Raw genomic sequence first — 11468 nt, 5'->3', positions numbered from 1 at the left:
GCTATTATGTTATTCAAAGTTGCCACCCTCTGTTGCCAACTTGAACTGTAAATATATCGCACTTCTCAACCCGAGAAGTATATGTCAACCGCTTACTAGCTTGACGCAGAACTCAAGACCATATTCATTGTATTAGCCTAGAATTGATGCAAGTACTGCTTTCTGTGCATGTAATCGATTTTCTGCTTGTTCAAAGATGTAAGAATTAGGACCATCTATAACGGATGTTGCGACCTCTTCTTCACGATGTGCTGGTAAGCAATGTAAGAACATATAATCAGGTTTCGCATGAGCAACTAGCTCATCATTGATTTGGTAAGCAGCGAAATCTTGTAGACGTTTTGCAGCTTCTTCTTCTTGACCCATTGATGTCCAAACATCTGCGTAAACTGCGTCAGCATCTTTCACCGCTTCTACTGGATCATTTGTAATCGTAATCGTACTGCCATTTGCCGCTGCGATAGCTTGTGCTTGTGTGATAACCTCTGTATCACATTCATAGCCAACTGGCGTTGCCACTGCTACATGCATACCGACGTGAGCAGAAGCGACTACTAATGAGTGCGCCACGTTGTTGCCATCCCCAACATATGCAATTTTAAGGCCTTTTAGTTCACCTTTATGTTCTGCAATTGTTTCTAAATCCGCTAAAGCTTGGCATGGATGATAAATATCTGTTAATCCATTTATAACTGGAATCGCAGCATGCTCTGCAAGTTCCTTTACCATGGCATGTGAGTTTGCACGGATCATAATACCATCTAAGTAACCGGATAGCACATGTGCTGTATCAAAAATGGACTCACCGCGACCAATTTGTAAATCACGCGCATGCATAAACATACCTTTCCCACCTAATTGATTCATGCCCACTTCGAATGAAATACGTGTACGTGTTGAATGTTTTTCAAATATCATACCGAGTGTTTTTCCTTCTAATAACTGCGGACATTTACCTTCTTTTGTAATGATTTTCAGTTGAATTGACAGTGCCACTAATCCCTGAACTTCTTCACTTGTATAGTCTAACAAAGTCAGTAGGTCTTTTCCTTTTAAGCTAGACACTAACTTTAACTGTACTTCTTCTAGTAATTTCATAGCCTTCGCTCCTTGCTTTTGTTGCTGTTGAGATTAGTATACACATGCATAATTATAAAATCAACTGAATTTTTATGTTTATTTGCAAAACTTAGAATTCATCTATTAATTGTGTCAAGAATGCGTCGATACGTATATTTATGCATAATTCAATAAATAGAAAAAGTTTACTTTATACAAGTAAACTCTAGTCTTGAGAAGTTTATAGGCCGATTTCTTTCCTCGACTGGTGCTCTTAATTTGGGCAAGGATCATTCTAACTTATCACTTTGTTGGAATGAAAAAGAAGCAAAACATTCGAATGAATGCTTTGCCTCTTTATATACGTATTGCCCTACTTTTACGACACTACAGTGTAAGAGAGAAAACAGATTCGTGTGTTATCCATTTTTTCTCCTTCACTTTTCTAGTCAAATGTAATTTTATTTACTGTATCACGGTCTAATTTTTTAATCACTTCAACCATTAGTTTCACAGCATTTTCATAATCATCACGATGTAAAATACCTGCATGTGAGTGGATATAGCGTGTCGCAATACCGATTGATAGCGCAGGTACACCATTTGCAGTTAGGTGAATAGAGCCCGCGTCTGTACCGCCGCCTGCCATCGCCTCAAATTGGTATGGGATATTGTTTTCATCTGCCACATCTAACACAAACTCACGTAAGCCACGATGTGATACCATCGATGCATCGTAAACAACGATTTGTGGACCAGCACCCATTTTACTGTTAGATTCTTTCGGTGTTACCCCCGGTGTATCCCCAGCTACGCCAACATCGACAGCAAAGCCGATATCTGGCTGAATTTTATGTGTAGCTGTTTTCGCACCACGAAGACCTACTTCCTCTTGTACGTTTCCTACAGAATAAAGGATATTTGGATGCTTTTCATCTTTTAATGCTTTCATAACATCAATAGCAATGGCACAACCAATACGATTATCCCATGCTTTTGCTAATAAGTACTTGTCGTTTTTCATCACATTGAATTCGAAATATGGTGTAACCATATCGCCAGGACAAACGCCCCATTCCAGTACCTCTTCTTTTGAAGCCGCACCAACATCGATAAACATATCTTTAATATCTACTACTTTGTTACGTACTTCTGCTGGTAAAATATGAGGGGGTTTAGAACCAATTACCCCGATGATTTCTTCCCCTTTGCGCGTTGTAATTGTGACACGCTGAGCAAGCATCACTTGACTCCACCAGCCACCTACAGTTTGGAATTTAATGAACCCTTTGTCATCAATATGTGTGACCATGAAACCGACTTCATCTAAATGACCTGCGACTACAATTTTCGGACCATTTTCATCGCCCACTTTTTTTGCAATAACGCTACCTAAATTATCGGTTTCTACTGAATCTGCATACGGTGCGATGTATTTTTTCATTACCTCGCGAGGTGCGCGTTCATTACCTGCGATACCATTTGCATCTGTCAAATCCTTAAACATTTGCAAAGTCGAATCTAGTTGTGTCATACTTTTGCCTCCTACTTCTTATATATCTCCTCTATTATACTTCGTTTACCGAAATATTCCTAGTGAATCGTCTGAATATTGATGTATTTTACTGCTTGACATCTGACTATTCAATAAATTAATAGCCGCTACGTTGACGATTATAATTTTCTTCATTTTTCTCAATATAGGCTGATACAACATCCTCAAAAGTGAAGCCCAGATTGTACGCAAGTAAACCATAGCATTGCCAAATGGCTAAATAGTTATCCGCAGTTGGCTGACCAATAAACGTTAAAATATAGTCCTGTGTCATTAAAAATGTTTCCGTTAAATCACGTTTTTCTTCTATGACTGGCCATTTTTCAATGGTTGTAAAACCTTTTAGTAATCCCAGTGATAATATAAAATGAATAGAATCCACATATTCCTCTAAAATGACGTCACGTGCTGAAGGCCCTTTTGTGCTCCAAAACTTAAAACAACGAGTTTCGTTCGCAAGTTCTGCTAGTTCGACCATTAATGCTAAACCTTTTTCTTTAAAAACATCATGTTCAATATTTTGTGTTTTCTCAATAAATTCATCAAGCTCTTTTTGCATTTTAAACAATTGTTGTAAATTCATGTTTTTCTCCTAAATTTCTTAAAAATATTTATAAATAGTGAAACTAATTGCCTCCTCTAATCGTATAGGAAGGAATAACCTTTCTTCAAGGGGGAATTTAAAAAATGTTACCTTTACTAATTCGACTTGCTGTCATTGCGCTTATTATTTATGTATTTTATAAAGCGATTCGTTATATAACTGATCCTAAGCGAAAACTTGATGAAGCCTATGAAAATGGCCATTACTACTTTTATGATGACGTTAAAAATGTAAGAAAAAATTTCTTTATTTCTTTTAAGGGTGCACTTTTTGAAGGCGAAAAATACTTAGGCACAACCGAAGATGCATTTGAGGTTGTCACAATTTTCGTTGGTGCTCGAGATGCTGCGACACTACAAGGTTTTACTAAAAGTGACTTCATGTACCTGCAACAGGAAATCTTAATGAATTATCCAAACGCCAAAATCAACTGGAAACAACCCATTGAACAGCTTATGCGCGACTCATCCTCTTAATGAGGATGTGTTTTCATGTTCCTTTTGTAATTATCGCCTATTTTTTTCTGTTTATCGCTTAACTTACTCAGTTATCCATAAAAAAGGACGCACCCTACAGAGAGCTACCCCATAATTGCACAATAATAAAAATTTGAATAGCTGCAAGCAGTGGAAAGCCGAAAGCAAAGCTGTTATGGCGTGTTTTATGACGGAATAAATACATCCCTAGCACGCCTCCAACTGCACCACCAGCAATTGCTAATGTAAATAATGTACGCTCAGCAATGCGCCATTCATGCTTTTTCGCACGCGATTTATCCATCCCCATCATAACTAGCAGGACAATTGATACAATCGCCATATAAGCAAGTAATGCTTGTACCATAAAAAACTCCTTTTGGTGACTTACTTAATATACCTTTGCAATATGTAGTATCACCTGTTTTTCGTTTCTATCTATTTGTTGAAACATAAAAGCAATAGATTCTGCTGAGCAATCGATAGCAGGACCACTATTCTTTGCGAAAGTTGTTATTTCCTCGAGGGCTTGTTGGAGCTCTCCAGAGAAATTACTGCGCTTGAATTGCCAACTCATTGTATTTGACTGACGTTCTTTGCCACTGCCTTCGTACTGAATAAGCTCACAGGGAATTTTCCACTTGCTCAAACAAAACTCGATTTCGCTATAACTAGATTGTTCCCTTCGCCCTGTCATCGCAAATATAGAGTCCGATTATTTTGCACTGCTCTTGCATTGCTTCAAAAATAGCAGTTCGCCAGAAATGTTAGTGGCAGCATAAAAATCCACTACTCTTTCTATTTTTCACTAGTGTAACATAAAAAAAGACTGATGGAAAAATCCATCAATCTTTACGATACACTTATTTAGTGTTTGCTTGTTTCACACCTGCGACTGACGCTTCGCTTTCATCGCAGAAATAATTTGACTATGTCAAATATTACTTAGCTACTGCTTGTTTAGCAGCGTCTGCTAATTGAGTGAATGCTGCTGCATCAGTTACAGCTAAGTCAGCTAACATTTTACGGTTAACTTCGATACCAGCAACTTTTAATCCGTGCATTAAACGGCTGTATGAAAGACCGTTCATGCGAGCAGCTGCGTTGATACGAGTGATCCATAATTTACGGAAATCACGTTTTTTCTGACGACGGTCACGGTATGCATATTGACCTGATTTCATTACTGCTTGGTTAGCAACTTTATATAATGTATGTTTAGAACCATAGTAACCTTTAGCTAATTTCAATACTTTTTTACGACGTTTGCGCGTCACTGTTCCGCCTTTTACGCGTGGCATATGAATTACCTCCTGCTTTTCATTTAAATAATGAATGTTAGTTTATTTTGTGTAGTTAATCATTTCATGTAAACAAGTAATGATTTAATGCGTTTGAAGTCACCAGATGAAACTACGTTTGCTTTACGTAGGTGACGTTTTTGTTTCGTAGATTTGTTTGCAAATAAGTGGCTACCGTAAGCACGGTCATATTTTAATTTACCTGAACCCGTTCTTTTGAAACGTTTCGCAGCTCCACGGTGTGTTTTCATTTTTGGCATATCGAATTCCTCCTAAACTGTTCGTCTAATATTATTTCTCGTTCTTTGGTTGAAGAACTAAGAACATGCTTCGGCCTTCCATCTTCGGTTTTTGTTCAACCGTCGATACTTCAGCACAAGCTTCAGCAAAACGATCTAACACACGTTGACCAATCTCTTTGTGTGTAATCGCACGACCTTTGAATCGTAGACTACATTTTACTTTATCGCCTTTTTCAAGGAATTTAATAGCATTACGAAGCTTCGTTTGGAAATCATGTTCATCGATAGATGGGCTCAAACGAACCTCTTTTAACACGATGACTTTTTGATTTTTACGAATTTCACGGTCTTTCTTTTGCTGTTCAAACTTAAATTTACCATAGTCCATGATACGAGCGACTGGCGGCTTGGCTTGAGGGGCCACAAGGACAAGATCCAAGTTTACACGAGCGGCGATTTCTAGCGCTTCATTACGTGTCTTTACACCAAGCTGGTCACCATTGTGATCGATTAATCGAAGTTCACGTGCGCGAATGCCTTCGTTTACATACATGTCTTTGCTAATAGTAATCCACCTCCAAGTAGTTGTCGCGAATACATGGTTTGGGCAAAGCCTTGCCCGGTTGAACGGTACATCCTCTCGTCATGTCCATAAAAAAAGGACGGACATTTTTGAAGATGTCCGCCCGCTATATGTGCATGCGCAAGTTTACGCAAAACAATTCAACGTGTCATACCTGTTCACAGCCTAAGCGTTGTATCAGGTGAGAAGCGGGCAGCCTCTACTTCAACCACAAACTTTGTATTCATTAACCTTCATTATATTAGCATGTACTTAACAAGCTGTCAAACAATTATTTTTAATTAGCTCATTTTCTATTAACCTACAAAAACCTCACTCACTTTTTTGCGCGAGCGAGGTTTTCATATGTTTTATTAGAAGCGTGCAACTTCCGCTTTAATATTTGCTAGGAAATCCTCGAAACTAATTGTTTGTGAATCTTTTGAGCCATAGCGACGAACATTTACGCCATTTGCCTCAACTTCTTTATCCCCTATCACAAGCATGTATGGGATTTTTTTCATTTGTGCTTCTCGGATTTTATAGCCAAGCTTTTCTTCGCGATCATCCATCTCTACACGTAAGCCAGCAGCTGTTAATTGCTCTTCAACTTGTTTTGCATAATCGAAATGCGCTTCATTTGATACAGGAATTACTTCTACTTGTACAGGTGCTAACCAAGTTGGGAATGCACCTTTGTATTCTTCAATTAAGAAGGCAACAAAACGTTCCATTGTTGATACAACGCCACGGTGAATAACAACTGGACGATGTGGTTTACCATCTTCGCCAACGTAAGTTAAGTCAAAACGTTCAGGTAAAAGGAAGTCCAGCTGAACTGTTGATAAAGTTTCTTCTTTACCAATAGCTGTTTTTACTTGTACGTCAAGTTTAGGGCCGTAGAAAGCAGCTTCCCCCTCGGCTTCGAAGTAATCTAAGCCAAGCTCATCCATTGCTTCTTTTAACATGCTTTGTGCTTTTTCCCACATTGCATCGTCATCAAAGTATTTCTCTGTATCCGCTGGGTCACGATAAGATAAACGGAACGAGTAATCTTTTAAATCGAAGTCTTTATAAACTTCTAAGATTAATTGTACTACTTTTTGGAACTCCACTTTAATTTGGTCTGGACGAACAAAGATATGCGCATCATTTAGCGTCATCCCGCGTACACGTTGTAGCCCTGAAACAGCACCTGACATTTCGTAACGATGCATTGTACCTAGCTCTGCAATACGCAATGGTAAATTACGATAAGAGTGCATGCTGTTTTTGTACACCATCATATGGTGCGGGCAGTTCATTGGACGCATGATTAATGTTTCGTTGTCCATTTCCATTGGCGGGAAAATTGAATCTTGGTAATGATCCCAATGGCCTGAAGTTTGATACAGCTCTTTTGAACCAAGCACTGGTGTATACACATGTTTATAACCAAGCGACAATTCTTTATCCACGATATAACGTTCGATAACACGGCGGATTGTTGCGCCATTTGGTAACCAAAGCGGTAGACCTTGACCAACTTTTTGAGAAGTTGTGAATAGCTCTAACTCTTTACCGATTTTACGATGATCTCGTTCTTTTGCTTCTTCAAGCATTTGTAGATGATGTTTTAGCTCTTCCTTTTTGAAGAAGGCTGTACCGTAAATACGTTGGAGCATTTTGTTATCAGAATTTCCTCGCCAGTAAGCACCTGCTAAAGAAAGAAGTTTGAATTCACGTAATTTCCCAGTTGATGGTACGTGAATACCGCGGCAAAGGTCGAAAAATTCACCTTGATAGTAAATAGATACTTGCTCGTCAGCTGGAATTGCTTCAAGTAACTCTAATTTATATTCATCGCCAACTTCTTCATAAATAGCTTGGGCGTCAGCACGGCTAACATTTTTGCGCTCAACCTCTAAGTTCTCAGCAATGATTTTTTTCATTTCTTTTTCAATTGCTGGTAGGTCCTCAGCAGTAATTGGTGTAGGTGCATCAATATCGTAGTAGAATCCACCTTCAATCACTGGACCGATACCAAGCTTTACATCTGGGAAAAGGCGTTTAATGGCTTGTGCAGTTAAGTGTGCTGTTGAGTGACGAAGGATTTCTAGTGCTTCTTGATCATCTTGCGTAATAATAGCAATTGTTGCATCCTCTTCAATTGGTGTTTTTAAGTCAAGCAATTCACCATTCACTTTACCTGCATAAGCTTTTTTACGAAGTCCTGGGCTAATAGATGCTGCTACGTCGTCAGTTGACGTACCCTTTGCATATTCCTTTACAGCGCCATCTGGAAACGTTAATTTAATCATGTCTGACATATTGTTTGCACTCCTTATAGTTGTTTTTTTGATGCATAATGATGTGGGAATAAGCATCTTCAAATTGATGATGGAGCATTTATCGAAAAACAAACCGTAAAAACAAAAAAGCCCCGTCCCTAATAAAAGGGACGAAGCGTATGCTCGTGGTTCCACCCTTCTTCCTTCCGACTATAAAGTCAGACGAAGCTCAAGGCTAGCTAACGGGCTAGGGACCGGCGAAAGATATGCCCTCTCGCTGCTCAGTAGGTAGTAAATAATGTGTTCACACTAGGAAGTTTACAGCCGATGACTTCCCTCTCTTTAAGCTGATACACAAAATTCATGTCCTCATCAATGCATTTTGTTATTTAGTATATGGAAAGTATACGCGCGATTGTCGTAAATTGCAACCGTCAATATTACCCGCGTCGATTTTTGCCACCCATTTGCACAGGCTCCGTAATGGCTTTTATACGCTCCATTATTCGAGCAGCTTTGACTACTTCCAAGTCCCCTTTTTGCGACTGTGCTAAATGATGTTCTAATTCATCATAGTTAAAATTAGACGTAATGAAAGTTGGTAATTGTTCTGCCATTCGATAATGGAAAATCGTTCCTAATATTTCATCTCGTGTCCAAGCCGACATTGTTTCTGCCCCTAAATCATCCAGCATCAAAACTGGTGCCTTTTTGACGTAGTCAATTTTCTCTTGTAGGGAATTGTCACCGATTGCATTTTTCATCTCACGTAAAAATTCAGGGACAAAAACGACAACAGATCTCACTTTAATTGTTGCAAGTTCATTGGCTAATGCACCTAACACAAACGATTTTCCGACACCAAATTGCCCATATAAATAAAAGCCCTTTGTAGGCAATATCCCGGTTTCACGAGTACGTTGCACAAAATCTGCTGCACGGTTTGCAATGTCCACACGCGAATAATCATCAATAAATAAATCCGTAATGGTCGCCTGTAAAACATCCTTTGGCATATGCATGCTCGCAATCAAATTAGTGATATCACGACGTTCATCCTCACGAACCTTTTGCTCACAACGTACATAATCAATTTCTACCGAATTCCTTACTACTCGCAGCTTTGGAATAAAACCCTTTAAATAGTTTGTACAATGTGCAGTATGGTCGCACCCACAGCATTCTGTTGATTGACTTATAAATTCATGTAGTTTTGGCAAATTACGTTCGATTGCTTCACAACTTAACTCCTCTGCATGTTCTGCTAAAAATGTCTGCACACGAGAGTGTTCTAATATTTCCTTACGCATCGCTTCATAACGTTCTTGAAAAGATGGCATTTTAATCGCCCGTTGTAGTGGTCCATTAATTGGTTCGATTGTTGTTCACCTACCTTATTCCTGCTGGTTGCTTAACTTCTCTAATATTTTTTGACGTTCCTTTTCAAAATCTGTTGCATCAACAGTTGCTTCTGATTGAACCTCTACTTGCTTATCATTTCTCTTATAAAACCAATCTGGTACTTTTTCTTCGCGGCGTTTCTTTGAATAGGTGTTCTTTTTCGCCGATGTCTGAGGCTTATTCTTCCACGTTGTATATTTATCATGCTCCTGCCGTGCAAGTTCCATTGCTTGCTTTGCTGTTTGGATATTTTTACGTACCCAATGGTCAGCAATCGTCTCTACATATTTCTTAGGTAGTTTCATGTCGGTCGTTAACATGACATATTCCAGTAACGCATTGACCACGCCTACTGGCATACCATGCTGAACGATTAAGCTTTCAGCAAGTTGGACAGATGTTTGCAATGGCTCTTTCCCATTATTAATATCACGTAACACTTGAACAGGTGCAGTCGTTTCTAAATAATGCTGTAACTCTTGATCTTTCGTTTTTTGCATCGAATCCTCTACAGCAACTGGTACCTCATAAACTCTAGCAAGTTTTGGCGGTTCCTTGGACACGGTCAGTTTATAAAAATCAGCTGCCGCTTTGCGCAATCGATCTTGTGAGATGCCTAAGTCATCATCAAGTGCTAAAATGACAACTTTTTGCATATCCAATGCAGTTAGGTGATATAAGAAAGCTAATTTTGCAATGGATTCACGTACATCAAGCGTTAATAAACTCGCTGGTACGAGTTGGTCCGATAAACCAGCCTGCAGCAACTCAAAGTCAAACTGTTCAAAATAGAACGGATAGACTTTTTGTGGTTTATCGCTTGCAGTACCGACCTGAAGCTCTGCAGGAATATGTGTACTGACTGGCTTAAATACATCGATAAAGGCACGTGATACATCCTTAAACTCACTATCTCTTACAGGTCGAATAAATCGTTGACGTAGCTTCCGATACGCTTGTTCTCCGATTTTACTGAACAAAAACATCGACAACAATGGATCCTTCATAAAGCTATCGGCATCAAGCGGACGCATAAGCTCATACAAAAAGCTCCGTTGTTCAGCGTCTTCTTTTTTCCACGTTCGCAATAAGCCAATTGCTTCAAGTGCAATACGTGCCTCGAAAACTTTGCCAATGGGTAAACCTAATACATTCATTAAATAATAATGCGTCATTTGCTGTCCGGGCATTTGCTCTGCTTCTGCCCATAACGTTAAGTACAGACTGATGGGCTCTGCTCCAGTTAAAGGCTGATAAAACAATGTTACTAACTGACGTTCCTGTGTAGAAAGCGCATGAGGTAGACGAATGTCAAAAGTATCAGCTGGCTGTAACTCCTTATACAAATGAATCAACGTCATTCACCCTCTCTGTTTGCTTTATGATTTTTTTTCAGTTTGACGTTGAATAATTTCTTTAATTTCCTCAATAAAGACATTGATGTCCTTAAACTGACGGTAAACCGATGCAAAGCGCACATAGGCAACCTCATCAATTTTCGCTAAGCGATCCATCACCATTTCTCCGACATCCTCTGATCGTACTTCTGCATTCCCTATACGACGCAAATCTTTTTCAATAGATAATACAAGTCCCTCTAGTACTTCAAGTGCAACAGGACGTTTTTCACAAGCACGAATTAAACCGCGTAATACCTTTTCGCGGCTAAACTCTTCCCGTGAGCCTTCTTTTTTTACAACGACTAATGGTGTCTCTTCAATTTTTTCAAACGTTGTAAAGCGGAAGCCACATGACTCACATTCACGACGTCTACGAATTTCTTTATTATCATCTACAGGCCTCGAATCCACTACACGTGTTCCGTTAAATTGGCAAGATGGACATCTCATATATTTACTCTCCTGATTCCACAACAATTTAATATTTCTATTATAACAAATTTCCCGCTTGTAAAAAATCACTTTCGTTTTTTCTGGCAAGATGTAGTATATTTGTCCAACAAAAAAGCACATCGAAACCACGAGGATTTCAATGTGC

At 39.0% G+C, this 11468-nt stretch carries 13 protein-coding genes; 1 reads left to right on the top strand and 12 read right to left on the bottom strand.

Annotated features, from left to right (window positions below):
- Nucleotides 1-132: 132 nt before the first annotated feature.
- The 3 genes from argF to C9J35_RS03295 all read right to left on the bottom strand — a co-directional run bounded on the left by argF (nt 133) and on the right by C9J35_RS03295 (nt 3197).
- Nucleotides 133-1098, bottom strand: a complete 966-nt coding sequence (gene argF, locus C9J35_RS03305) for an ornithine carbamoyltransferase (RefSeq protein WP_054767269.1) — start codon at nt 1096-1098, stop codon at nt 133-135.
- Between the two features lie 406 nt (nt 1099-1504).
- Nucleotides 1505-2593, bottom strand: a complete 1089-nt coding sequence (locus tag C9J35_RS03300; RefSeq protein WP_107923417.1) for a M42 family metallopeptidase — start codon at nt 2591-2593, stop codon at nt 1505-1507.
- Between the two features lie 118 nt (nt 2594-2711).
- Nucleotides 2712-3197 carry a dUTP diphosphatase gene (locus tag C9J35_RS03295; protein ID WP_054767268.1) on the bottom strand — a complete coding sequence of 162 codons (486 nt, stop codon included), beginning with the start codon at nt 3195-3197 and terminating at the stop codon, nt 2712-2714.
- A 104-nt stretch (nt 3198-3301) separates the two neighbouring features.
- On the opposite strand from C9J35_RS03295, the gene C9J35_RS03290 reads away from it, so the two are divergent.
- Entirely contained in the window at nt 3302-3694 is a 393-nt protein-coding gene (locus C9J35_RS03290) for a sigma-w pathway protein ysdB (protein WP_107923416.1), read from the top strand.
- 94 nt (nt 3695-3788) lie between these two features.
- Here C9J35_RS03290 and C9J35_RS03285 read toward each other — a convergent pair whose 3' ends face one another.
- The 9 genes from C9J35_RS03285 to nrdR form a co-directional block, all read right to left on the bottom strand.
- Nucleotides 3789-4061, bottom strand: a complete 273-nt coding sequence (locus C9J35_RS03285) for a DUF1294 domain-containing protein (RefSeq protein WP_054767267.1) — start codon at nt 4059-4061, stop codon at nt 3789-3791.
- A gap of 24 nt (nt 4062-4085) precedes the next feature.
- Complete coding sequence (locus C9J35_RS03280; protein WP_153062938.1) at nt 4086-4343, bottom strand: hypothetical protein; 258 nt, start codon at nt 4341-4343, stop codon at nt 4086-4088.
- A 292-nt stretch (nt 4344-4635) separates the two neighbouring features.
- Nucleotides 4636-4995 carry a 50S ribosomal protein L20 gene (gene rplT / locus C9J35_RS03275; RefSeq protein ID WP_010860160.1) on the bottom strand — a complete coding sequence of 120 codons (360 nt, stop codon included), beginning with the start codon at nt 4993-4995 and terminating at the stop codon, nt 4636-4638.
- A 59-nt stretch (nt 4996-5054) separates the two neighbouring features.
- A complete protein-coding gene (rpmI, locus tag C9J35_RS03270; RefSeq protein WP_054767265.1) occupies nt 5055-5255 on the bottom strand; it encodes a 50S ribosomal protein L35 in 201 nt (66 codons plus the stop codon).
- 31 nt (nt 5256-5286) lie between these two features.
- Nucleotides 5287-5790, bottom strand: coding sequence for a translation initiation factor IF-3 (gene infC, locus C9J35_RS03265; protein WP_054767264.1), 504 nt, complete (start codon nt 5788-5790; stop codon nt 5287-5289).
- A 383-nt stretch (nt 5791-6173) separates the two neighbouring features.
- Nucleotides 6174-8108 carry a threonine--tRNA ligase gene (thrS, locus tag C9J35_RS03260; RefSeq protein WP_107923415.1) on the bottom strand — a complete coding sequence of 645 codons (1935 nt, stop codon included), beginning with the start codon at nt 8106-8108 and terminating at the stop codon, nt 6174-6176.
- A gap of 401 nt (nt 8109-8509) precedes the next feature.
- Complete coding sequence (gene dnaI / locus C9J35_RS03255) at nt 8510-9439, bottom strand: primosomal protein DnaI (protein ID WP_268807907.1); 930 nt, start codon at nt 9437-9439, stop codon at nt 8510-8512.
- A gap of 24 nt (nt 9440-9463) precedes the next feature.
- On the bottom strand, nt 9464-10831 hold the full coding sequence (locus C9J35_RS03250) for a replication initiation and membrane attachment family protein (RefSeq protein WP_235616186.1): 1368 nt from the start codon (nt 10829-10831) through the stop codon (nt 9464-9466).
- An 18-nt stretch (nt 10832-10849) separates the two neighbouring features.
- Complete coding sequence (gene nrdR, locus C9J35_RS03245; protein WP_107923414.1) at nt 10850-11320, bottom strand: transcriptional regulator NrdR; 471 nt, start codon at nt 11318-11320, stop codon at nt 10850-10852.
- Between the last annotated feature and the right edge of the window lie 148 nt (nt 11321-11468).

This window comes from Lysinibacillus parviboronicapiens, from assembly GCF_003049575.1.
Taxonomy (GTDB): domain Bacteria; phylum Bacillota; class Bacilli; order Bacillales_A; family Planococcaceae; genus Lysinibacillus; species Lysinibacillus parviboronicapiens.
This window is presented reverse-complemented; position numbering and strand designations above follow the sequence as displayed.